We start from the raw sequence: 24553 nt of genomic DNA on the forward strand, positions 1-24553 counted from the left end.
TGTTTTCTCCAATATCGCACCGAGGGGGCAGGGGGGATATAACGTGCGGGACGGCTCATGGAAGGTTTTGCCGGCAAACGGTTTTACAGCCGCCATTTGGGGGCGCGAAGCGGCTCCAGGACTACTTGGATATTGAGCCTACTCCTCCCGCCCATGCGGCCGGTTCTTCACCATCACGAACAGCTTCACCCGGTCGCTCACCTCTTGCAGCAGGTGACGGAAGCCTTCCTCGCCATCCTGCCCCACCGGGTCGACGAAGCTCCAGGTGATCGTCGCATTGGACTGGGGCAGCTCCGCCAGTTCGTCGGTGCGCCTGTCGCACAAGTCGATCAGGTAGTCGAACGCTTCACCGGCGAAGGTCTCCAGCGGCTTGCTCTGCAATCCTTGGCCGGATATCCCGGCATGCTCGAGCACTGCCCGTACACGTGGATCCACCTCGGTAGGCCGCACGCCGGCGCTGAAGGCCTCGAAGTGCTCGGGATCGGCATGGCGCAGCACGGCCTCGGCGATCAGTGAACGGGCGTCGTTGTGAATGCAGACGAACAGTACGCGCAGTCGTGGGTTCATGGCTCGGCACCTCGGGCGGCGGGTTGGCAGGGATGCCTGTCCAGATTAACGCCCGGTGCCCGGCGTGGGGTCGCTGTAAGGAAAAGTTCACTTTGCGAGAGCGGGCTTGTCGGGCGTCGAATCGTCGCGAACGGGTTGCAACCGACACGCCCCGCCCATCCTCAGTGCGCCAGCGCCTGGTTCGGCCGATAGAAAATGAAGTGGCTGGTCTCGGCCGTCTTGCGGTAGGCCTTGGCCCAGTCGGGTAGTACGTGGCGGTCGTGGAAGTACAGGGCACCGCCGGTGGAGTCCTCGAGCTGCTGGTTGAGCGCCTTGCGGGCGATCTCCTTGGCCATCGCGTAGCGCTGCGCTTCCTCCACCTGGTCGGGACGCCCGTCGCACCACCAGGAAAACTGGCAGCTCCCGCGCTCCACACCCTGCTTGACCACGCCGCAGATACTGTCGGGGAAGCCGTCGTGGCCCAGGCGGTTGAGCACCACGCTGGCCACCGCGGCCATGTCCCGGGCATCGGTGCCCTTGGCTTCCCAGTAGAGGGTACGGGCCAGGCAGGTGATGCTGTCGTCCATGGGCGACTGGCCAGCCGGGTCGACCGCCTGCACCTCGCCAGGGCTGAGGGTTTCGCGTGGCTTCGGCGGCGTGGCGTCCTCGACGACCCTTTCCTCCAGCACCTCGGCCTTGTCCTCGGCGACCGCGGCCTGGGGGCTGTCGGCGGCGTGCAACGGGCCTGCGAGCAGGGCCAGGGTCAGACCGGACAGCATCCACGAGAGGCGCATGGCCATGCTCCGAAGTGTGAAGTGAATCTCAGTCTAGTGCCCCGCATGGCTTCAATCGAGCATGAGGCCCAGCACCAGTGGCAGGGTGATGGCCGCGGCCATGGTCTGCAAGGCGATGATGGTGGCCATCAGCGGGGCGTTGCCGCCCATCTGCCGGGCCATGACGTAGGATGACGACGCCGTGGGCAACGCCTGGAACAGCACCGCCACCACGGCTGCTTGGCCTCCCAGCCCGAGCAGGCGGCACAGGCCCCAGGTTGTCATTGGCAGGACCAGGAACTTGAACGCCGAGGCCGCCGCCAGCGGCCGCACCTGATGGCCCAGGCGCGCACCGCCCAGCGCCGCGCCGACGCACAGCAGGCCCAGGGGCAGGGCGGCCTGGCCCAATGCCTTGACCGTCGGTTCCAGCCCCGCCGGCAGGCCCAGCCCGCTCACCCGCAACAACAGGCCGCCGGCGCAACCGACGATCAACGGGTTGGCGAAGATCGCCCGCAGCACCGTGAGCGGTGAGCTGTGGCGTGCGCTGAAGCGGGCGAACACCAGCACGCAGAGCAGGTTGACCAGCGGCACGATAGCGGCGTTGGCCACTGCCGCCAGGGCGATGCCCGCGCTGCCGTAGATCCCGGCGGCAAGGGTGGCGCCGATGTAGTTGTTGAAACGCACACCGCCCTGGAATACCGAGGTGAAGTCGGCGCCATCGTGGTGCACCACGCCTTGGTAGAGCACCAGCAGGGCGGCACCGAGCACGGTCGAGAGCATCAGCACGCCGACCATGCCCAGCACCGGCACACCGTCGAGGTTGGCGGTGGCCAGGCCGTGGAGGAACAGCGACGGTAGCAGCACGTAGTAGCTCAGACGCTCGGCGCCGGGCCAGAAGGTGTCGGCGAGGAAATGGCGGGTGCGCAGGAAAGCGCCCAGGGCGATGAGCAGGATGATGGGCACCAGGGTGGTCAGCAGCAGGTGGAGCATGGCGGCATTCCGTTGTCGGGTCTGGCACAGACTACCGCTGAGCAACGATGGGAAAAAACGGTGTTTTCTGCAGTGACTATTGAGGAAAACTGCATGGTCGCGAGGGGGATCAGCTCGCCAGGGCTGCCCCGAGCACGGCACTGAGGTGCCGGCGCTGGCTCTTTTCATGTTCCAGCAGCACCACCCGACGGGTCAGCTGCGGTTCGCCGAAGGGCAGGCGGATCGCCGGCGGCAGGCGTTCCAGGTCATCGTCGGCCATGGGAATGATGGCCACGCCCAGGCCCATGGCGGCCATGCGCGCCAGGGCTTCCTGGCTGTCCAGCTCCATCTGTTCGCTGACCTGCAGGTGTTGGCGGCGCAGTTCCTGCTCGATCTGCCGGCCGGCCCAGGCGCGCTTGTCGAAGCGCAGGAACGGCTGGCTGGCCAGCAACTGCGGCAGACTCTGGCCGGCGAGCTCGGTGCTGGCCACCGCCCAGAAGCGGTCCTCGAACAAGGTGGTGTACTGCAGGCACTGGGGGTAGGGGCTGACCGGCTCGGTGGTGATCGCGGCATCCAACTCGCCGTCCTCGACCCGCCGCGCCAGCTCCGCCGACATCCCCGAGGCGACGCTGATGTGCAGCTGTGGGTGATGGGCCTTGATCCATACCAGGGCCTTGGGCAGGCGCCGCGCCAGTACCGTATGGATCGCGCCGATGCGCAGCCGCCCGCGCAGGCTCGGGCCGCTGGCCAGGGCGTCGGCGAGTTCGTCGTAGGCCGCCAGGATGCTTTCGGCGCGAGCCACCGCCAACTGCCCGGCCTCGGTCAGCGCCACCTGGCGGCGGCTGCGGTCGAACAGGGTGACCTGTAGTTCGTCTTCCAGGGTCTTGATGTGCAGGCTTACCGCCGAAGGGGTCAGGCTGAGCAGGTCGGCAGCCCGGGCGAAGGTGCCGTGGCGGGCGATGGTCACCAGGGTGCGCAGGGCTTTGAGGGACATGCGAACGGCCTCCGGGGTGGGGTGGCGGCACGTTACAGGCTTCGGGCGGTGGGCGGCAAGGACAGGGCTGCGTTGTCTTGCAGAGAACAAGCGCCCGAAAGCCCAACGGGTACCCTGTAGGGTCGGGCTTGCCCGCCAAAGGCAAGCCCTGTCGCCCCCGGATCAGGCCACATCCACCAGGACGATCTCGCTATCCTCCACGGCCGTGACCTTCAACACCGGCTCCTGCTCGATGGCCAAGCCATCCCGCGCCTTGACCCGCACCCCGTTCACCTCCACCAGCCCCTTGGCCGGCACCAGATATCCCCGGCGTTCGGCATCGAAGCGGTACTCGGCGCTTTCCCCGGCCCGCAGGGTGGCCGCCACCAAGCGTGCGTCGGTACGGATACGCAGGCTGTCTTCATCCCCGGCCCGGCCGCTGGCCAAGGTCACGAAACCCTCGCCACGCTCGCCCTTGGGAAACGGCCGGGTGCCCCACGACGGTGCTTCGCCGACCCGCTCGGGGACGATCCAGATCTGGAAGATGCGCGTGTCGACCTTCTCCAGGTTGTACTCGCTGTGGACGATGCCGGTACCAGCGCTCATCACCTGCACATCGCCAGCCTCGGTACGGCCCTTGTTGCCCAGGCTGTCCTGGTGGGTGATGGCCCCTTCGCGGACATAGGTGACGATCTCCATGTCCCGGTGCGGATGCGGTGGGAAGCCGCTGCCGGCGGCGATCAGGTCGTCGTTCCACACGCGCAGGTTGCCCCAGTGCATGCGAGCCGGGTCGTAGTACTCGGCGAAGGAGAAGTGGTGATGGGCGTCGAGCCAGCCATGGTTGGCGTGGCCGAGGCTTTCGAACGGTCGCAGTTGCAGCATGATCGTGCTCCTTGAATGGGTGGAATGACGCCATGATGCGCTAATGAAAGATCGAAAATAAGCGTAAATATCGGCTTTATATTATCTATTTAATAGATAAATAAAGGTGCGATACTCCCTGCGATTCATCGCCTAATCCCCTGATCCTCAAGCATTCGCTGGCGATTTTTTGCAGATGCGGCGAACATGGCCTGCTGATTCGACCTGCAATGGAGTGACCGTGCCCCACGAGCTTCCCCCAGCCTCGGCTGAGTTGACGCCACCGGCCCAACTGCCTTGGTTCCGCCGCCTGGCCGCGCGCCTGCTGGGCCGTGGCCTGACCCGCCTGCGGGCACAGCACCGCGACTCCTGGTTCCTCGGCCATGCCACCGGCCAGCGCAGTGGCCATGCCGACGGCCTGCGCGAAGGTTACGAGCGTGGCCGGGCGGAAGGCTACGAGGCCGGGCGCCAGGTGCTGGTGATCCGCGACGTGCGGCCCGACAGCGCCGCAGTCCCCGGTCAGGACGACGCGCTGTTCGACGACTGGCGCCTGCCGCTGAGTGCCGAGCTGAAGAAACGCTTCAAGGCCGACGTCGCCCAGCGCCTGCCCGCCCAGGCACAGCCCAGCGCGGCGCAATGGAAGCTGATCTTCAGCGATACGCCGTCCACCTGCGTGGTCGCTGGCGCGGGGGCGGGCAAGTCCACCTCGCTGGTGCTGCGCCTGCTGCTGCTGCGCCATTACCTGGGCTTCGAGCTGGACGCCATGACCGTGGTGACCTTCACTCGCGAATCGCGCAAGGACTTCATCAAGCGCCTGGTACAGGTCTTCGCCCTCTGGCAAGTCGAACTGCCGCCAGCCCAGGCCCGTGAGCTGGTGCGCACCTTCCACTCGCGCATCCTGCCGCTGGTGCGCAGCCTGCCGGGCTTCGGCCAGTTGCGCGCGTTCGAGACCCTCGGCCAGGAACTGCCCGCGGGCAACGAGGCCAACGCCGAGGGCAACCCCTTCGACCTGCGCCTGAACGACGCCCAGCGTCAGCAGCTCAACCTCTGCTACCGCGACCTGCTGCAAGGCAACCCACGTTTCGCCGAACTGGTGGCGGCGATGCGCCGTGAGGCCCTGCAGCTCAAGCCGCTGGACCCGGACCACCCCGACGTGCAGAAGCGCGTGCAGGTGACCCAGCTGGCCGCACAACGCGACGAGGAGCTGTGCGACCTGATCGAGGACCTCTGGTTCGCCGCCGGCGCCTGGCCGATCAAGGGGATCGAGCCATGCCGCGACACCGTGCAGATCCGCGGCAGTCGTTTTCACGTGCATGGCCGCCTGGAAGGCCTGGACGCCTGGGTGGTGCTGGGCTTCGACCCGTCCGAGAGCGCGCAGTACCAGCGCCCAGGGGCCAGGCTTGGAGTGCGTGCGGAGTGGGCGGTGAAACGCACCCTGTTTCAAGCTTTCTGCGACAAGCCTTTGATATGGCTGGAAAACTACGCATCGGCAAAACGCCTGGCCGCGTCCCTGGCCGGCGATGCCGTGGCCGGGCCGGGGTTCGAGTACAAGGTCAAGGGCGAACTGGCGCCGGCGCCCTTGCTCGATGCCTTCGTCAGTGCGGCCAGCTTCATCGAGAACCTGGGCCTGGACGTAGGCACCGCCGTGGCCGGGATGCGCTTTGCCCCAGGCGACAGCGACGGGCTGTTCTTCGAGGCCCTGGCCTTGTACTGGCAGGCGCTGGAGGCGCACCTGCTGGCCCAGTCGCCACCGGTGATGACCTACAACCGCATGTTCGCCCTGTTCGGTGAGAACAACCCGGAGAACCTGCGCCTGTTGCCCGACCCGCTGCTGCGCCCGATGGCGCATCTGATGATCGATGAATTCCAGGATGTCTCGCCGCAGATCGTCAGCTGGTTGCGCGCGAGCCTGGCAGAGATCCGCCGACGCGGCCCGGCTATGCACGTCGGGCGCAACGCCGGGCATTCCTCGTTGATGTGCGTGGGTGATGACTGGCAGTCGATCTACGGCTGGCGGGGCAGCTCGCCGAAGTACTTCATGGAATTCGCCAAGACCTTTCCGTCGCCGGCCAATACCCGGGTGATGCTGGTGGAGAATTACCGCAGCCAGCAGCACATCATCGCGGCCGCCGAGCACCTGGTGAAGGGCGCGCCGGCCATCGCCGGCAAGAAGGCCAGGGCCAGCGGCCCGGCGGCCGAGCTGCCCTTGTCGCCGGTGAAGGTTTGCGAGCGCGATGAGGCGGCGCTGGCCCAGACCCTGATGGAGCATTACCAGCAGGGTGAGACGGTGATGATGTTGTTTCGAAAAACAAGCGATAAATCGTTGATAAACGAGCATTTGGTTTCGGTTCTTCAAGCTGAGTCCAGCTTGCCGCCGGATCAGCGCCGGCTGCGCCAGCTCACCTACCACAGCGCCAAGGGCCTGCAGGCCGACGCGGTATTCATGCTCGGCGACTGCCAGTACCTGACCAGTTCGCCGTACAAGAACCAGGTCTATCGCCAGGCAGGCCTTGGCCGTGCCGGGGATGCCCAGCCGTTCGACACGGCGCAGAAGGAAGAGGTGCAACGCCTGGCCTACGTGGCCGTGACCCGGGCGGCCAGGCACTGTTATTGGCACGTGGAGCCGGCCAGCGGCGAGGCGGGGCAGCTTCGCGCCTCGGCCCAGGTCGATGGCCGGCACGTGTTCTTCGAGGACCTGCGCGGCCAGTAGCCGTGTCGTGGCCAGGGGTCGGTGTCGCGCATGCGACGGTCGTTGAGGGGCCAGCATCGCGCCGCCGCATGCGCGAAGGTGGGATGCCGGACGCCGTGCGGACGTCCGCTGCGTAGTAGCCGCCGGCATGAGGGCGGCGGCATGTCCGGCCTGGCGCGCAGGCGCCGGGCCCTGGCCAGGAGAATGCCCATGCGCTCGACCGCGACACCCAAGGATCACCTGCTTGACCTCAATGGCATCGAGATCGCCGTCCGTACCTGGGGGCCGGAGGATGGCGTTCCGGTGCTGGCCTTGCACGGCTGGCTGGACAACGCGGCCTCCTTCGAGCGCCTGGCGCCACTGCTCGACGGTTGCTTCGTGGTGGCCCCGGACCTCGTCGGTCACGGCCGTTCCGATCACCGCCGCGACGACAGCGGCTATTACCTGTGGGAGCACGCCGAAGACATGCTGGCGGTGCTCGACAGCCTGGGCCTTTCGCACGTCCATGTGCTGGCCCACGGCATGGGCACGGGGATCGCCTCGGTGCTGGCGGCGTTGTCCAGTTCGATTGCCAGCATGATTTTCCTCGATGGCATGGGGGTACCCTTCACCGTTGCCGAGGATGACCGGGTGCAGCACCTGGCCCGGGCCTACCGCCTCAAGCGTCTGGTGCGGCGCAGCCGCCTGCAAGGTTTCGCCGAGCCGGACGGCAGCCAGTTCGACAGCCTGGAAACCGCGCTGCAGCAACGCCGTAACCGCCTCGACGGCAACCTGTCGGACGAGGCCGCACGTTTGCTGGCACTGCGTGACCTGCTGCAGGTGGGCGAGGGCTATTGCTGGCGGCACGACCCGCGCCTGGTATTGCCCGAGCCCATGCCGCTGACCGAGCGCGAAGCCTGCGACCTGCTCAGGCAAATAAACTGCCCGCTGTACCTGATGCTCGGCCGCCAGGGGGCCTTCGCGGGCAGTGGTTTCGAGCAGCGCCGCGCGGCCTTGCCTGGACATGCCCGGGTGTCCTGGCACCCCGGAGGGCATCATTTCCACCTGGAGGCGCCGGACAGGGCGCTGGTGGACCAGATCCTGCGGGTGCTGGCCAGCCACGACCTGGGCCAGTTGCAGCGCCTGGTCAACGAATGAGCGCGACCGGGCGCTGGTCGAGCCGGCGCCCGATAGGCTATGGTGCTGCCAAGCCTTTCCCTGTGCCTTGCAAGGAGGAACTGCGCATGCGGCCTTTCACCATCCAGCGCATCGACCATGTGGTGCTGCGGGTCAGTGACCTGGCGCGCAGCGTCGCTTTCTATCGTGACCTGCTCGGCTGCCAGGTGAGCCGTCAGCGGGACGACCTGGGCATGATCCACCTCGCCGCCGGCACGGCGATGATCGACCTGGTGGCGCTCGACGGCCCGCTGGGGCGTCGAGGTGGGCGAGCCGCAGCCCGTGAGGGGCGCAATGTCGATCACTTCTGCCTGCGCATCGAGCCGTTCGACGAGGCAGCCCTGGTCGGCTACCTGAACGCGGCGGGCGTGGTCGTGGAGCCCGCCGAGAAACGCTACGGTGCCGAGGGCGAGGGGTTGTCGCTGTACTGCTTCGACCCCGATGGCAACCAGGTCGAGCTCAAGGGGCCCTCCGCCGGCCCATAGGGAAAGCCCAGTACCCCGGCGGCGCCGGGATCAGGAGACTGCATGAAGGACCTCATCGTCAGCCAGCACATGATAGGCACCCCCCAGGGCAGGCTGTTCGCCCAAGTCTGGACTCCCACTCAGGCGCGGGGCGAGCCCTTCGTCCTGCTGCATGACTCGCTCGGCTGCGTGGCGTTGTGGCGCGACTTCCCCGCGCAACTGGCGCAGGCCACCGGGCGCCGGGTCGTCGCCTACGACCGGCTGGGCTTCGGCCGTTCCGATGCCCATCCCGGCCATCTGCGCCCGGGCTTCGTCGAGGCCGAGGCGCACGAGGGTTTCGCGGCCGTGCGTGGTCATTTCGGCATCGACGGCTTCCTCGTCCTTGGTCACAGCGTGGGCGGTGGCATGGCCGTTGGCTGCGCAGCGGCTTTCGCCGGGCAGTGCCGGGGCCTGGTCAGCGAGTCGGCCCAGGCCTTCGTCGAGCCCCTTACCCTCGACGGCATTCGTGCCGCGCAACGGCAGTTCGCCGAGCCCGGGCAGTTGCAGCGGCTGGGCAAGTACCATGGCGACAAGGCCGAATGGGTGCTGCGGGCCTGGGTGGACACCTGGCTGAGCGAGGCCTTCGCCGGCTGGAGCCTGGATGCACTGCTGCCCAGGGTGCACTGCCCGCTGCTCAGCCTGCACGGCGACCAGGATGAATTCGGCTCGCCCGCACACCCCCGGCGCATCACCGCCCTGGCCGGTGGGCCGAGTGTCATGCAACTGCTGCCCGGCTGCGGGCATGTGCCGCACCGCGAGCAACCAGCGGCGGTGCTCGAGGCGATCGGCCGGTTCCTGGCCTGACACGGCCATGGGCTGCGATGACCTTTCCCTTGGCGTGGCCCTCTAAACCAGGCGTTCAGGCCGGCTCAGGGCTTTGCCGTGGTGCGGTTCCCCTGCATTTGGGCGTTGCGGGGCGACGACGGCGTTGACTGTCGGGAGGAACATCCTGGGTTGTGCTGGTGTCTGCCGGATATCAGGGCCGGCCCATTACCGGCAAACCGCCCCACAGGTGCCGGCCATGCGAAAACACACCTTGCCAGCGAGAGCCTGAAACCATGAATCGCGCGTTCCCGGATGGACCCGCCTTCCGCGACCGCCGCCAGGCCGGGCGAGCCCTGGCGGCGGTGTTGCGCGCCAAGGTCCAGGGCGAGCCGTTGGTACTGGCGCTGCCACGGGGCGGGGTGCCGGTGGCCTTCGAGGTCGCCGAGGCCTTGCAGGCACCGCTGGACGTGGTGCTGGTGCGCAAGATCGGTGCACCGGGCAATGCGGAGTTCGCCATCGGCGCGGTGGCCGAAGGCAACCCGCCATTCTGCGTGGCCGACCAGGCTGTGATGGACATGTTCGGTGCCAGCCAGGCTTGGTTCGATGCCGAGCGCGACCGGCAACTGGCGGAGATCGCCCGGCGGCGCGCCGTCTATTGCGGTGACCGGCCATTGCCTGAGGTGGCTGGCCGGGAGGTGATCCTGGTGGACGACGGCATCGCCACTGGCAACACCGCCCGCGCTGCGCTGATGGCGCTGGCCGCCGCTGGGCCTTCCCGATTGCTGTTCGCCGCGCCGGTCGGTGCCTGGGAGTCGGTGGCGCGGCTCAGGCCCCTGGTGGATGAGTTGGTGTGCCTGCAGATGCCCGAGCCGTTTCGCGCGGTGGGCCTGCATTACGAAACATTCGAGCAGACCACCGACACGGAGGTCGTCGCGCTGCTGCGCCAGTCACGTTCCTGAAGGAGGCCGCAGGCCGGGGGCGGTGGATATCCCGGCAAAGCTGATTATGCTTCAACAGGCTTTGCGATGCGGGGCGGTACGCCTCGTCGTGCTTCGCGCAACCGAGTGTCAATCCAGGGCCAGGGTGCGATGATCAACTGCGTGCAAGGTACTCCGGCCTGAAAACAACAAGACGGAGGCAACCCATGGCGGCAATCGACAGCACATCCACGGGCAGTGCGCCCCAACGCGGCATCACCCGGGAGGAGCGCAAGGTCATCTTCGCTTCATCCCTGGGCACCGTATTCGAGTGGTATGACTTCTACCTCTATGGCTCGCTGGCTGCGATCATCGCCAAGCATTTCTTCGCCGGCGTCAACGAAACCACATCCTTCATCTTCGCCTTGCTGGCCTTCGCGGCAGGCTTTGCCGTACGACCGTTCGGCGCGATCGTGTTCGGTCGCCTGGGTGACATGATCGGGCGCAAGCACACCTTTCTCATCACCATCGTGATCATGGGCCTGTCCACCGCGCTGGTCGGCCTGCTGCCCAGCTACGCGAGCATCGGTGTGGTCGCACCCATCGTCCTCATCACCCTGCGCCTGCTCCAGGGCCTGGCGCTGGGCGGTGAGTACGGCGGCGCCGCGACCTACGTGGCCGAGCACGCACCCAAGGGCAAGCGTGGGTTCTTCACCTCGTGGATCCAGACCACCGCCACCCTGGGGCTGTTCCTCTCGTTGCTGGTGATCCTGGCCTGCCGGACCTTGCTGGGCACCGAGGCCTTCGAAGCCTGGGGCTGGCGCATTCCGTTCCTGCTGTCGATCCTGCTGCTGGCGATCTCGGTGTACATCCGCCTGCAGCTCAACGAGTCACCGGTGTTCCTGAAGATGAAGGCCGAGGGCAAGGCGTCCAAGGCGCCGCTGACCGAGTCCTTCGCCCGCTGGGACAACCTCAAGGTGGTGATCATGTCGCTGCTCGGCGGCACCGCCGGCCAGGCGGTGGTCTGGTACACCGGGCAGTTCTATGCGCTGTTCTTCCTCCTGCAGACGCTCAAGATCGACCCGCAGGCGGCCAACCTGCTGATCGCGGGTTCCTTGCTGATCGGCACGCCGTTCTTCATCCTGTTCGGCAGCCTGTCGGACCGCATCGGCCGCAAGAAGATCATCATGGCCGGCTGTATCCTCGCCGCGCTGACCTACTTCCCGATCTTCAAGGGGCTGACTGAGTACGGCAACCCGGACGTGTTCGTCGCCCAGGAGCGCAACCCGGTGGTAGTGATCGCCGACCCCAGCCAGTGCGCGTTCCAGTTCGACCCGGTGGGCAAGGCCCGTTTCACCAGCTCCTGCGACCTGGCCAAGAGCCTGCTGGCCAAGCGTGCCATCCCCTACGAGAACGAACGTGCCGAACCTGGCAGCGTGGCGCAGGTCCGCATCGGCGAGCAGGTGATCCCGAGTTTCGAAGGCAGTGGCCTGGCGCCGGAGGCGTTCAAGGCCCAGAACGATGCCTTCACCGCGACCCTCGGCAACGCCCTCAAGGAGGCGGGTTATCCGGAGAAGGCCGATCCGGACAAGGTCCACTACCCGATGGTGCTGTTGCTGCTGACCATCCTGGTGATCTACGTGACTATGGTCTACGGTCCGATCGCCGCCTGGCTGGTGGAGCTGTTCCCGGCGCGCATCCGCTACACCTCCATGTCGCTGCCGTACCACATCGGCAACGGCTGGTTCGGCGGCTTCCTGCCGACCGTGGCGTTCGCCATGGTGGCGGCCACCGGTGATATCTACTACGGGCTGTGGTACCCGATCGTCATTGCAGTGATGACGGCGATCCTCGGCATCTTCTTCCTGCCGGAGACCAAGGACCGGGATATCCATCACGCCTGAACAGCGCTGTTCGTGGCGCTTCGGCGCCGCTCCCACAGGGTCTGCGTCGATCGCAAGTGCGGTGGTTTGCAGGGCCTTGTGGGAGCGGGCTTGCCCGCGAATGGGGGCACACCGGTTCAGTCGAAACAGTCCTGCAGGCTGAAGCGATAGCCGATGTCGATTTCACGGGCGGCCCCGGGGCCGCCGGTTCGCTTGAGCATGAACTCGAAGGCCGGTTCGTACAGGCCATCGCGCAACACCGCGCCGGCGAGCACCTCGACCTCGTACCAGCCGTTGTCCAGCTCGATGATCGGCCGCCCAGGCTGCTGGTAGCGCGCCAGCAGGTCGCCGAGGGTCTTGTTGGTGAAGTGCTGCAGGATGCGCCAGGTGAACAGCATCAGCGTGCGATGCTCCACCCGCAGCAGGTAGCCAGCCCGGCGGTGCTGCAGCCGGCTGCCGGCCTCGCGCAGGACGGGGGTGGCTTCGTTCAGGCTGAAGATGATCCGGTAGGGCAGGTTCTCGATGCCGGCCAGGGGCAAGACGACGCCCGCGAGCACCGCCTGGTCGCCACTGTCGTTGTGGGTGAACTCGTAGGCCAGGTCGTCGGGCAGGTCGTTCTCTTCCTTGAAGCGTTCGAGCAACTGGATGTCGCCGACGAGGAAGTAATCGACCAGGTCGTTGAGGACTTCGCTGAATTCGTAGCGCATTGGGTTTCCTTATTGTGGCTGCGCTTCTTGGCGGGAAAGGGCACTGTAGCGGAAGAACCGCCTGGCGTGGTCGCTCAATGTCGCTGGGCGATCTGGATCAGGTTACCGCAGGTGTCGTCGAACACGGCCACGGTGACCGGCCCCATGGCCGTCGGCGGTTGGGTGAAATGAACGCCCGCGGCGCACAGGCGTGCGTACTCGGCCTGGATGTCCTTGACGCCGAAGGAGGTGGCGGGAATCCCGTCCTGCTTGATCGCCGCCTTGAAGGCCTTGGCGGCCGGGTGCACGTCGGGCTCGAGCAGCAGCTCGACGCCGTCGGGGTCGTTGGGCGAGGTGAGGGTCAGCCAGCGGTGCTGGCCCATGGGAATGTCGTGCTTGGGCTCGAAGCCCAGTACATGGTGGTAGAACGCCAGGGCCTTGGCCTGGTCGTCGACGAGAATGCTGGTGACGACGATCTTCATAGGCAATGCATCCTTCCTGTGGGCAGTTACCTGCAAGTAAAGACGCCCGGTGCTCGTGTTGCCATGCCATCGCGGGGCTGCTTTGCTGCCCATCGCTGGCAAGCCCACAGGGTACAGCGCAATCCTGAAGTTTGGCGCTGTCCCTGCGCAAGCAGGCTTGCCGGGGGGCGAAGCGCCGCCAACGGCTCAGCTCAAGGCTGCCGCCTGCTGCAGGTTCAGCGAGCGGGTTTCCGGCGCCAGCGCCCAGCTGACCAGCAACCCCACCAGGGTCACCGCCGCGGCGGCGTACATCGTATGGGCGATGCCATAGTCCTGCAGGGAGATGGGCACCAGGTAGGTGCCCACCGCCGCGCCGATGCGCGACAGCGAGGTGCCGACGCCGACCGCCTGGGCGCGGATTTCGGTGGGGAAGATCTCGTTGGGGTAGACCAGTGCCAGTACCTGGGCACCGCCGATGGCCACGGCATAGGCGCCGAACAGGATGAGGATGAGCAGGGCGTTGCTGTCGTGGAACAGCCCCAGCCCGAACAGCGCCAGTCCCGAGAACAGGAAACTGCCGATCAGCAGGTTGCGCCGGCCGATGCTGTTGATCAACCGCGCGGCGAGGATGCAGCCAACCACGAACAGCAGGGTGATCGCCATCGAACCGAGGGAGGCCCAATCGCCCTTGAGATTGAGCGCGTCCATCACTTTCGGGGCGAAGGCGTATACGGCGAACAGCGGAATCACCGAGCAGCTCCAGAACGCGCTGACGAACAACATACGTCGGCCATAGCCGGCGCGCATCAAGTCCCAGGCCGACAGCGTGCTGCTGCGTGGCTCCTCCGGCAGATGTGCAAGGGAGAATGCCGGGCCGTAGACCTGCTTGATGATCCGCTCGGCCTCGGCATTCCGGCCCTTGCTCAGCAGCCAGCGCGGCGACTCGGGCGTGCCCAGGCGCAGGAGCAGCAGCACCGCGCCGAATACCGCGGCACTGGCCAGCACCAGGCGCCAGGCTTCGGCATCGCCCAGGCGCAGGATGATCTCGCCCAGCCCGTAGGCCGTTGCAGCACCGGCGAACCAGATGACGATGAAGCCGGCCAGGCGCGGGCCGCGGGCGTTCTTCGGCATGAACTCCACCAGCATCGAGGTGGCCACCGGGTACTCGATGCCCACGGCCACACCGATGATCAACCTGAGGATGAACAGGGTCTGGGCATCCTGCACCCAGTACTGGGCGAGCGAGGCGAAGATGAACAGCAGCGGGCCGATGAAATACACACGGCGACGGCCCAGGCGGTGGGTCAGCCAGCCGCCGAGGAAACCGCCGAAGAAGATGCCGATCAGCGCCGAGGCGGCGATCATGCCTTCCCAGAAACTGTCCAGGCCGAGGGCGGCGGCGGTGGGTATCAGGGCGATGCCGATCAGGCTGAGGACGTAGCCGTCGACGAACGAGCCGCCGGCCGAGCGCAGGGTGAGCAGTCGATGGAAGTGGTTCAGGGGGACGTCTTCGATCGATTGAGCGGGGTGAGTCATGGTTTCTCCTGGTACAGCTGAGCTTTTGTTGTTTTCAGGCCGTCAGGCGGCCTTTGTTCAGCGAGTGGGTCCATGGCGCGGCGTGTCAGGCCGCTGGCGGCAGGATGGACGTGGGTGAACCTGTGGGCTCGCGCCAAGCCTCTGCGCGGCAAGGCACAGGTGCTGCAGAGGTGGCAGGGTGAAGGGAAGGGGCGCCGAGGCGCCCGGTCAGAGGTCGATGACCAGGTCCGAAGTCGGCCGGCTGCAGCACAGCAGGCGCAGGCCCTTGTCGATCTCGCGCTGGCGGATGCCGCCGTTGTGCTTCATCTCGACGTCGCCTTCGAGCAGGGCGGTCTTGCAAGTGCCGCATACGCCCTGGCTGCAGGAGGACGGCACGATGGCGCCGGCCTTCTTCGCCGCGGCGAGCACGGTCTGCTCGGCGGTCATGGTGAAGGTCTTGCCGGAGCGGGCCAGGCGCACGTTGAAGGTGGCCTGGGCCTGGCCTGCGGCAGGTTCGGCGGGGGCCGGTTCCATGATCGGCTCGGCATTGATGTCGAAGCTTTCCTGGTGGTAGCGGGACAGGTCGAGACCGCCTTCGGCCAGCAGTGCGCGGGTTGCGTCCATGTAGCCCTTCGGGCCGCAGGTGAAGACCTCGCGCTCGAGAAAGTCCGGCACCTGCTGGCGCAGCGCCTGCAGCGACAGGCGGCCGATGGGGCCGCTCCAGCCAGGCTCGTCACCGACGTCTTCGCAGAAGAACAGCGTGCGCAGCTGGGGCAGGGTACGCTCGAGGCGCTCCAGCTCGGCGCGGAAGATGATGTCTGCCGGGGTGCGCGCACTGTGCACGAAGACGATGTCCAGCTCGGCATGCAGGTCGGCGGCGGCGCGGGTCATGGCCATCAGCGGCGTCACGCCGGAGCCGGCCGAAAGGTACAGTAGCTTGCGCGCGGGCCCGGCCACCGGCGTGAAGTTGCCCGCCGGCCCCGACGCGGCCAGGGTGTGGCCGCTGCGCAGGTTGTCGTGCAGCCAGTTGGACACCACACCGCCGGGCACCCGCTTGACGGTGATCGAGACGGTGAACGGCCGGGTCGGCGTCGACGACAGGGTATAGCAGCGCGATACCGTCTGCCCGTCGATCAGCGGCGACACGGTGAGGAACTGCCCAGGCTCGTAGGCGATGGCGTGGTGGACCGGGCTGCGGAAGGTGAAGGTCTTCACGTCGTGGGTTTCGTCCACCACGCTCACGCATTCCAGGCGCTGGCTGTCGGCGCTGCCCCACTGGGCACCGAAGGTGCTCCAGTGGGCAGGGTCGTTGAAACGTTCCTCGACCATCAGGCTGGGGATCACATGGATGCTGTTCATGTCTGGCCTCACACGCCATGCGCGGCCAGGCGCGCGGCATACCAGCGGGAGAATTGATCGACGTAGCGCTCGGTGAAGGCCGAGAACGGGCCGGGTGCGTAGGCCGGGTCCTGGGTGCCGCTGTGGGTGATGCCGACCAGGCTGGCGTCCTGCTGGTTGGTGGCGATCCACACTTCGGTCAGCGCCTGCAGGTCGTAGTCGACGCCTTCCACGGCGTCCTTGTGCACCAGCCACTTGGAGCGCACCAGGGTCCTGTCCGGCGACAGCGGGATGATGTAGGTGATCACGGCATGATCGCTCATCACGTGGGTCCAGGAGTTGTGGGTCCACAAGTGGGTATCGCCCAGGTCGCGGCGGGTCAGCTCGCCGAACAGCCGGGTGCAGGCCACTGCGGTGCTGAGGGTTTGGGACTCGCCGCGTCCGGCGATCACCAGGCGCTGGGTGCGAAACTGGGTCACGGCGTCTTCGTCGAGGTATTCCACGGCGGCGCAGAGATGCCCGTCGCGCTCCCAGTCCCGCTGGGCATCGGCGTTGCGCTGGTAGTATTCGTCGAGGGCCTTGAGCGAGTCCTCGCCCATGCCGTCGGTGCAGAAGCCGAAGTCCTCCGGCAGGAAGGAGGCGGTCAATTCAGGGTGGGTACCCGCGCAGTGGTAGCACTCGCGGTTGTTCTCCATCACCAGCTTCCAGTTGCCGTTCTCGATGATCTCCTGCTCGTGGGCGATCCTGGTGTTGGTCAGGTCATAGGGCGCGAAGCGCGGGGTCATGGTCTGCTCCAGCACCGCGATGTCCTCGGGCGGGTTGTCGCCCAGGCAAACGAAGATGTGCGTGCCGATCACCTTGCAATGCACCGGGATCAGGCTGCGGCACTTGGGGTCGAAGCCCTTGCCCATGTGCGCGGCATGCTTGAGGCTGCCGTCCAGGTCATAGGTCCACTGGTGGTAGGGGCACACCAGCATGCCCACGGTGGACTTGCCGGCCTCCTTCAGGCGCGCGCCGCGGTGACGGCAGACGTTGCGGTAGGCCCGGACCTGCTCGTCGTCATCGCGCACCAGGAGGATCGACGACTTGCCGATGTCGAGGGTCGAGACGTCGCCGGGCTCGGCGATGTCGGCGGTGACACCGACCAGGATCCAGTGCTTGGTGAAGAAGATATCCACGTCGGTGTCGAAGATATCCTGGCGGCCGAACAGTTCGCCGTTCATGCCGAAGCCGGGTTGACGCAGGGCGACGAGCTCACGATGGCTCTTTTGGACAGGCGCAATGTTCATTGTTTTCCTCAGGCACTTTGTCAGACATTACGGAGGCTGTGCCCGCAGTATCAGAACGGCCCGAAAAAGCGTCAACGCGCCTAATTTTACCGCTCGCATTACCCAGGGTTATGCGAGCGGCGGCTTTACCGCGCGGCTTCTGGCAGGGCGTCGCGCAGCCAGTCGATCAGCGCCAGGATGGCCGGGGTGGCGCTGCGCCCGTGGGGGATCACCACGTAGTACGCCTCGCGTGGCCTGACCGTCAGCTCGGTCAGGCGTACCAGTTCGCCGCTGGCCAGCAGGTGATCGATCATCCGCCCCCAGCCCAGGGCCACGCCATGGCCGTGCAGGGCGGCCTGGATGGTGTCGGTGTACAGGTGGCAGCGCAGGCTGTAGCGCAGCTTGGGGGGCGTATGGCCCTGCTCCCTGAACCAAGTGGGCCAGGTCATCCAGCCTTCGCTGGTGGCGTCGGCGTCGAGCAGGTCGCTGGTGTACAGGTCGTGCAGCGAGGTCGGTGGCGTATTGCGTGCCAGCCAGGCGGGCGAGCAGACCGGGAAGATCTCTTCCTCGAACAGCAGCACCGCGCTGCCGTCTTCCCAGCGGCCGTTGCCGTAGCGCACCAGCAGGTCGACGTCATGGTTGCGCAGGTCGCCGGTGAACATCTGCGTGGCCAGGCGCAACTGGATCTGCGGCAGGGTAGCGCGCAGGTTGCCCAGGCGCGGCATGACACGCAGTTGGGAGAAGGTCGCAGTGGTGCTGAGCACCAGCTCCTGTTCGCCACTGCCTTCGCTGATGCGGTCGAACACCGCGGCGATCTTCTGCAGGGAGTCGGAGATCACCGCGAACAGCGCCTGGCCCTCGCTGGTCAGGCGGATGCCCCGGTGCAGGCGCTGGAACAACTGGGTGCCGAGGTTCTCCTCGAGCTGCTTGACCTGCTTGCTCACTGCCGCCTGGGTGACGCCCAGCTCGCGGGCGGCGAGGGTGAAGCTGTTGTGACGGGCCACCGCCTCGAACTCGAGGAGCGCAGTCATCGACGGGATGATGCGCCGGTAGCCTTTGTGCTTGTTGCCGTTTTCTTGTGTTTTCATTCGACGTCCTGGCAAGGCGCGGTGCGCTGGTCCGCACTGCGGGGCAGACATTGGCAGAAAAACGGCGGCAGGTGTAGCCCGGTCCTAGGGCTTTTTACTATGGCGATAGCGGCCCCAGCATCTGCCAAACCCAGCGACAAGCCGCAAGACCTGCACAGCCCCCCGATTCAGGGGAATCCACTGGGGAATCCTCCCCAACTCGTTCCGGTTGTCACCGCAACCCACTGAAAAACCACACGAATATTTATGGCATGCCGCTTGCTCCGGCCCTTCGCAGAGTCCCTGTGTCCCCCGGAGGTGCAGCATGATGACCCCGCTCAAAGGCTCCGTCCTGACTTCACTCGTGCTGGCCCTGTTCGGCTGGCAGGCGACCAGCGAGGCGGCGGTGCAATGCCAGCGCACGCTGGTGGCCAACGTGGTGGCGCTGGACCAGCCGCTGATGTTCAACCGCCTTGGCGCGCAGAACGCCAACGGCATGATGTTCGCCCTGCGCCAGGATGTGGTGGACGAGCACCTGGTGCCGCTGTCCAAGGGCGGTGCCGCCGTTCCCGGCAAGGTCACCCTGCGCCCGGACAAGCGCCCGCGGCCGATCGTGCTGCGGGTCGCCGCCGGTGACTGCCTGACGGTCAACCTGACCAACCTGCTGGCCTACCAGGCCAACCCCAACAAGCACGGCCTCGATCACGACGAGCACGACGTCGAAGGCGAGGAAGAAGACGACGCCCAGGCCGGGCACCCGGGCGGAGAACACTTCATCGCCGACGAACAGGTGACCGACCGCCACGTGGGCTTCCAGGTCAACGGCATGCAGGCGGTCAACGGCATCAGCGACATCGCCGCCAACACCGGCCGCAACGGCAGCTTCCTGGTCGCCCCCGGCAATACCCGCAGCTACACCCTCTATGCCGAGCGCGAGGGCGCCTTCGCCGCCACCAGCCTGGGCGCCACCTTCGGTGGCCAGGGCGGGGCCGGGAACGTGGCCAACGGGCTGTTCGGCCAGGTGGTGGTGGTGCCCAAGGGCGGCCGCACCTACCGCAACACCCTCACCGAGGAGGAAATGCGCCTGGCCACCACGGGTCGCGCGCCCACTGGCCAGCCGGTGATCGACTACGAGGCTCGCTATCCGCAGGTCGAGCCGTGGATCGCCGAAGGCAAGGCCGGCAAGCCGATCATCGCCATGGTCGACGGCAACGAGATCCTCAGCAGCGAGACCGACGCCATCGTCATGGGCCCCAACCCCGACGGCAGCTTCCCACGCTCGACCTATCCGCTGGAAAGCGTCGGCAAGCGCAACCCGGCACTGCCCAACCGCCTGGAGGCGTTCCGCGACTTCGCCTCGCAGTTCGCTGACGAAGTGGCCGCCACCCAGGCCTTTCCCGGCTATTGGGCCGACCCTGTGATGGGCCACGTCCTGGAGCCGACCCGCGACTCCTTCATGATCAACTACGGCTCTGGCGGCATGGGCGCCGAGGTGGTGGCCAACCGCCTCGGCGTGGGGCCGATGCACGACTGCTTGTCGTGCGCCTACGAGGAGTTCTTCCTCAGCGCCCACACCGTGGGCGACATCGGCACCCTGGTGGACGTACCGGCCAACGTCGGCCTGGAGCAGATCCGCCCGGGCGAAACACCGCCGGCCAGCGCGACCGGGGTCAAGGCCAGCATGGCCCTGTACCCGTCGGAGCCGGCCAACGTGCACCACAGCTACATCGGTGACTTCACCAAGTTTCGCAATACCCACAATGGCCACGAGCAGCACATCTTCCACCTGCACGGCCACCAGTGGCTGTTCAACCCCAATGACGACAACTCCGACTACCTCGATGCCCAAGGCATCGGCCCGGGTGTCGGCTACACCTACGAGATCGCCAACGGCGGTTCGGGCAACCGCAACCGGGTGGCGGGCGATGCCATCTACCACTGCCACTTCTACCCGCACTTCGCCCAGGGCATGTGGGGCATGTGGCGGGTCCACGATGTGTTCGAGGAGGGCACCCGCCTGGCGGTCAGCGGCGAAAGCGAGAACGGCTTCCACAGCACCCCGTTCGCCCTGCGCAGCGGCAAGCCCGCTGCCGGTGCCCGGGCCCTGCCGGACGGCGAGATCATCGCCGGCACGCCGATCCCGGCGATCGTGCCGTTGCCCGGCAAGGCCATGGCGCCGATGCCGGGCAAGGTGACGGTGGTGCCGAAACTCGCCCAGACTCTGGTCGCCGGCCATGACGACGATGACGAAGACGACGACGAGGAAGGCGACGACCACTCAGGGCATGGCGCCTCAGGGCCCCGCGCAGTGGGCTCCCTGGCCCTGGTCGATCGCAGCGAGAGCAACCGCAACGCCGATGGCAGCCTGAAGAACCCCGGCTACCCATTCTGGATCGGTGGCATGGAAAGCAGCGTCGGCCAGCGCCCGCCGACCCCGCCGCTGGACATGCTCGACCCGGCCCTGGCCCGTCAGCTCAAGGACAGTGGCAATGCCCTGTGGGCCGACCTCGACCCGAACCAGGTCGACGGTTGGGATGGCGGCCTGAGCCGGCACACCCTGGACGGCCTCTCCTCCGGTGGCCAGGCCCTGACCACCACCACCCGGCTGGACTTCTCCAAGGTGGTGCACAAGGCCAAGCCGATCTACCTGCCGGAAGAGGGCACCGAGGTCGAGCAGGCGGCCATGCGGTTCCATGCCAAGGCCGAGCACGCCAGCTTCGCCCTGCTGCCAGGCGGCCAGTTGCAGCCTGGCAACTTCCGCACCAACGGTGCCTTGCCCAGCGCCGGCGCGCCCTTCTATGAACCGTGCATGGACGATCGCGGCAAGCGCCTGACCCAGGCCTCGGGGCTTGGCGAGTTCTTCAGCGGCGAGAGCCTGACCGGCCTCAACTTCCGTGGCGGCTCCAGCTTCACCGCCGACCGCCCGCGCATCTACAAGGGCGCCAACATCCAGTTCGACGCGGTGTACAACAAGGTCGGCTACCACTTTCCGCAGGCGCGCATCATCGCCCTCTGGGAAGACGCCTGGCCAGTCATCACCAAGCAGCGCCCACCGGAGCCGCTGGTGATGCGCATGAACACCTTCGACTGCACCCTGTACCAGCACACCAACCTGATCCCGGCGTTCTACGAGATGGACGACTATCAGGTGCGCACCCCGACCGACGTGATCGGCCAGCATATCCACCTGCCCAAGTGGGACCTGACCGCCTCCGACGGCTCGGCCAACGGCTGGAACTATGAAGACGGCGTTCTCTCGCCCGGCAGCTTGGTGGAGCGCGTGCAGGCCATCCGCAGCTTCAACGGCTGCACCGAGGGTGACGAACGCGAGGGCACCGCCGCCTGCCCGAAAGCCAAGCAGCACCCGTACTTCGGCCGCTTCGGCAGGGCCGACTGGCTGGGCGCACGCACGGCCATGCAGCGCTGGTTCGCCGACCCGCTGGTCAACGTGCACAACGTCGACCGTGGCCTGGGCACCATCTTCACCCACGACCACTTCGGCCCGTCGACCCACCAGCAACTGGGCCTGTACGCCACCGTGCTGGCCGAGCCGGCCGGCTCCACCTGGTACCACGCCGAGACCGGCGAGAAGCTGTACGACCCGGCCGTGCGCCAGGATGGCGGGCCGACCTCGTGGCAGGCGGTGATCCACACCGGCGACCATGATGGCGATGGCCGCAACGACAGCTACCGCGAGTTCTTCCTCGAATACAGCGACTTCCAGCATGCCTACGAGGCGGGTGTGTACGTGGGCGCGGGCCCGGACGGCATCCCCGACAGCCAGGCCTATCCGGCCACGGCTGACAGCTTCCGTTACGCCATCAACCCGCCCGTGCGGCAGAAGGCGTCCAACCTGCTGGAGGCGGTGGTCGAGTCGCGTGGCGGCCTGGCCCCGGGTTGCCCGACCCGGCCGTGCCCGCAGGCGATCTCGGTGGATGATCCGGGCATGTTCGTCGTCAACTACCGCAACGAGCCGCTGGCCCTGCGCGTGTTCGATCCCAACAAGGTCGGCCCGGACGGCAAGCGCGGCATGCAGGCCGATGGCCTCGGCGGCGACCTGGCCTACGCCATGCAGAGCCGTACCGACCGCGCCATCCCGGCAATGAACCTGGCGCCGTCGGCGATCACCGCGGCGGTCGGGCCTACCGGCGGCACCACGCTGTTCCCACCGCACATCAACCAGGGCAGCGAGCCGGGCGACCCATTCACCCCGATGCTGCGCACCTATTCCGGCGACAACGTGCGCCTGCGCATCCATGCCGGTGGTCACGAGGAGGAACACAACATCACCCTGCACGGCGTGAAGTGGCTGCAGAACGGCTCCGGCTATGGCAGCAGCTCCAACTCGGGGTGGAAATCCTCGCAGATGGTCGGCATCTCCGAGCAGATGGGCTTCATGGCACCGGTGTCGATGATCTCCAGCTCCGCGGCCACCAACGGTGACTACCTGTACTCCCTGGACGCGGCACTGGAGGGCTACTGGAACGGCATCTGGGGCGTCATGCGCAACTACACCGCCCATCGCCCGGACCTGATCGCGCTGCCGAACAACCCGCAGCCGGTGGCCATGCGCAACACCGTGGCGTTCGATGGCATCTGCCCGCGAACCACCGCCAACCCCAACGGCATCGGCAGCCGGCCGACGGTCAAGCGCAGCTACGAGATCGTCGCCGCCCTGGCCAACGACATCCTGCAGAACAACCACGGGGTCAGCATCGACGACCCGGCCGGCGTCGGCCAGCACGTCGGCGGCCCGCTGAAGGCCAACGGTGGCACCTTGGTGTTTAACAGCCGCAAGACCAGCATCCCGCAGGTGACGGTGACCGACGAGGAGGAGGGCACCACCTTCACCATCGGCGGCCACAGCGCCCCATTGCACGACCCGACCGCGGTGCTGTACGTGCGCAAGGCCGACCTGGACCCGGCCACCGGCAAGCTCAAGGCCGGGGTCCCGGTGGAGCCGCTGGTGCTGCGGGCCAACGCCGGCGACTGCCTGAGCATCACCCTGGAGAACCGCCTGCCGCTGGTCATGCCCGACCTGCCCAGCACGGCCGTGATGCAGCACGTGGTCAAGCGTGACCGCAACGGCAGCGAGGGCTCCACCGCCTTCAACAACAACCTGATGCGCCCGTCCAGCCACGTGGGCCTGCACGCCCAGTTGCTGGCCTACGACATCACCAAGTCCGACGGCGCCAACGTGGGCCTGAACCCGGTGCAGACCGTGCCACCGCGCGCAGGCAGCAGCGGCGCGTACCCGAGCAAGGTGTACCAGTACTACGCCGGGCATCTGGAGCGCGAAGGCAAGCCGGTGCTGCAACTGGGCCGCACGGTGGACAACATCAACACCACGGCCATCGAGTTCGGCGGCCTCAACCTGACCCCGGCGGACTTCATCAAGCAGCCGCAGAAAGGCCTGGTCGGCGCCATGAGCATCCTGGCGCAGGGCGCCACCTGGACCGAGGACGCAGCCAGCCGTGCCCAGGCCACGGTCAAGGTCGCCGGCCAGCCCGACTACCGCGACTTCGTCACGGTGTGGCAACGCGCGATGAACATGCGCTGGGCCGATGGCCGGCCGGTGGAGGGCATCAACACCGAGGGCAACGGTGTGCCGGGCGATCCGAAGGACAACGGCAACATGGCCATGAACTACAAGACCGAGCCCCTGTGGTTGCGCTTCGGCCTGGCGCCGGACGCACCCTTCGGCCACGCCGACGGCAATGGCTTCGCCGATGTGCCCAACGCCCACATGGCCTACAGCAACGACCTGGTCGGCGGCGACCCGCAGACCCCGGTGCTCTGGGCCAAGCCCGGGCAGCCACTGCGCAGCCACGTGCTGATGCCCAGTGGCGGCAGCCGTGGCATCACCTACCAACTGGACGGGCACCTGTGGCCGCTGCACGCCTACCAGGCCGAGAAGAACGACCTCGATGGCTACCCCATGGGCCTGCCGGGCATCGGCTCGGTGCGCTTTGGCTACAACCCGATGTCGGTCTACATCGGCGCCCAGGAAAGCGTGCTGCCGGCGGCGCACTTCAGCTTCATGCTGCCCAGCGCCGGGGGAGCCAACGCCGTGCCGGGGGACTACCTGTTCCGCGACTATGCCGCCTACGGCAACGTCTCGGGGCTGTGGGGCCTGCTGCGGGTCACCCACGAAGCGCCGCCGGCCACCGCACCGGCGCAATGA

General features: G+C 67.0%; 18 protein-coding genes. 7 read left to right on the plus strand and 11 right to left on the minus strand.

The window, feature by feature from the left end; genetic code table 11:
• Nucleotides 1–138 precede the first annotated feature (138 nt).
• The 5 genes from ACDI39_RS01925 to ACDI39_RS01945 form a co-directional block, all read right to left on the minus strand.
• Complete coding sequence (locus tag ACDI39_RS01925; protein WP_225790085.1) at nucleotides 139–567, minus strand: arsenate reductase ArsC; 429 nt, start codon at nucleotides 565–567, stop codon at nucleotides 139–141.
• A 161-nt stretch (nucleotides 568–728) separates the two neighbouring features.
• Complete coding sequence (locus tag ACDI39_RS01930; protein WP_225790086.1) at nucleotides 729–1340, minus strand: cell wall hydrolase; 612 nt, start codon at nucleotides 1338–1340, stop codon at nucleotides 729–731.
• 51 nt (nucleotides 1341–1391) lie between these two features.
• A complete protein-coding gene (locus ACDI39_RS01935) occupies nucleotides 1392–2309 on the minus strand; it encodes an AEC family transporter (RefSeq protein WP_225790087.1) in 918 nt (305 codons plus the stop codon).
• Nucleotides 2310–2418: 109 nt separating this feature from the next.
• Nucleotides 2419–3282: a LysR family transcriptional regulator gene (locus ACDI39_RS01940; protein WP_225790088.1), complete on the minus strand. Its 864-nt coding sequence runs from the start codon at nucleotides 3280–3282 to the stop codon at nucleotides 2419–2421.
• 162 nt (nucleotides 3283–3444) lie between these two features.
• Entirely contained in the window at nucleotides 3445–4143 is a 699-nt protein-coding gene (locus ACDI39_RS01945; protein ID WP_225790089.1) for a pirin family protein, read from the minus strand.
• 175 nt (nucleotides 4144–4318) lie between these two features.
• Between ACDI39_RS01945 and ACDI39_RS01950 the strand changes: the two genes are divergently transcribed.
• From ACDI39_RS01950 to ACDI39_RS01975, 6 genes are all read left to right on the plus strand, one after another.
• Nucleotides 4319–6832, plus strand: a complete 2514-nt coding sequence (locus tag ACDI39_RS01950; RefSeq protein ID WP_225790090.1) for a UvrD-helicase domain-containing protein — start codon at nucleotides 4319–4321, stop codon at nucleotides 6830–6832.
• Nucleotides 6833–7021: 189 nt separating this feature from the next.
• Nucleotides 7022–7948, plus strand: coding sequence for an alpha/beta fold hydrolase (locus ACDI39_RS01955; protein ID WP_225790091.1), 927 nt, complete (start codon nucleotides 7022–7024; stop codon nucleotides 7946–7948).
• 86 nt (nucleotides 7949–8034) lie between these two features.
• Nucleotides 8035–8451: a VOC family protein gene (locus ACDI39_RS01960; RefSeq protein ID WP_225790092.1), complete on the plus strand. Its 417-nt coding sequence runs from the start codon at nucleotides 8035–8037 to the stop codon at nucleotides 8449–8451.
• Between the two features lie 42 nt (nucleotides 8452–8493).
• A complete protein-coding gene (locus ACDI39_RS01965; protein ID WP_225790093.1) occupies nucleotides 8494–9273 on the plus strand; it encodes an alpha/beta fold hydrolase in 780 nt (259 codons plus the stop codon).
• 254 nt (nucleotides 9274–9527) lie between these two features.
• Nucleotides 9528–10193: a phosphoribosyltransferase gene (locus ACDI39_RS01970; protein WP_225790094.1), complete on the plus strand. Its 666-nt coding sequence runs from the start codon at nucleotides 9528–9530 to the stop codon at nucleotides 10191–10193.
• Between the two features lie 185 nt (nucleotides 10194–10378).
• Entirely contained in the window at nucleotides 10379–12055 is a 1677-nt protein-coding gene (locus ACDI39_RS01975; protein WP_225790095.1) for an MFS transporter, read from the plus strand.
• A gap of 116 nt (nucleotides 12056–12171) precedes the next feature.
• Here ACDI39_RS01975 and ACDI39_RS01980 read toward each other — a convergent pair whose 3' ends face one another.
• The 6 genes from ACDI39_RS01980 to ACDI39_RS02005 all read right to left on the minus strand — a co-directional run bounded on the left by ACDI39_RS01980 (nucleotide 12172) and on the right by ACDI39_RS02005 (nucleotide 18390).
• The gene (locus ACDI39_RS01980) at nucleotides 12172–12741 is read right to left on the minus strand and encodes a hypothetical protein (protein ID WP_368816194.1); all 570 of its coding nucleotides are present in this window, start codon (nucleotides 12739–12741) and stop codon (nucleotides 12172–12174) included.
• Nucleotides 12742–12815: 74 nt separating this feature from the next.
• Nucleotides 12816–13202 carry a VOC family protein gene (locus ACDI39_RS01985; protein WP_225790097.1) on the minus strand — a complete coding sequence of 129 codons (387 nt, stop codon included), beginning with the start codon at nucleotides 13200–13202 and terminating at the stop codon, nucleotides 12816–12818.
• Between the two features lie 186 nt (nucleotides 13203–13388).
• Nucleotides 13389–14717: an MFS transporter gene (locus tag ACDI39_RS01990; protein WP_253080075.1), complete on the minus strand. Its 1329-nt coding sequence runs from the start codon at nucleotides 14715–14717 to the stop codon at nucleotides 13389–13391.
• Between the two features lie 207 nt (nucleotides 14718–14924).
• Nucleotides 14925–16055 (minus strand): FAD-binding oxidoreductase, encoded by a 1131-nt coding sequence (locus ACDI39_RS01995; protein WP_225790099.1) that lies wholly within the window; start codon nucleotides 16053–16055, stop codon nucleotides 14925–14927.
• Nucleotides 16056–16063: 8 nt separating this feature from the next.
• Entirely contained in the window at nucleotides 16064–17323 is a 1260-nt protein-coding gene (locus ACDI39_RS02000; protein WP_368816191.1) for an aromatic ring-hydroxylating oxygenase subunit alpha, read from the minus strand.
• A 125-nt stretch (nucleotides 17324–17448) separates the two neighbouring features.
• Nucleotides 17449–18390, minus strand: coding sequence for a LysR substrate-binding domain-containing protein (locus tag ACDI39_RS02005; RefSeq protein ID WP_368816190.1), 942 nt, complete (start codon nucleotides 18388–18390; stop codon nucleotides 17449–17451).
• A 304-nt stretch (nucleotides 18391–18694) separates the two neighbouring features.
• Between ACDI39_RS02005 and mnxG the strand changes: the two genes are divergently transcribed.
• Nucleotides 18695–24553 carry a manganese-oxidizing multicopper oxidase MnxG gene (gene mnxG, locus ACDI39_RS02010; RefSeq protein WP_225790102.1) on the plus strand — a complete coding sequence of 1953 codons (5859 nt, stop codon included), beginning with the start codon at nucleotides 18695–18697 and terminating at the stop codon, nucleotides 24551–24553.

Source organism: Pseudomonas sp. Tun-23181 (genome assembly GCF_057415455.1).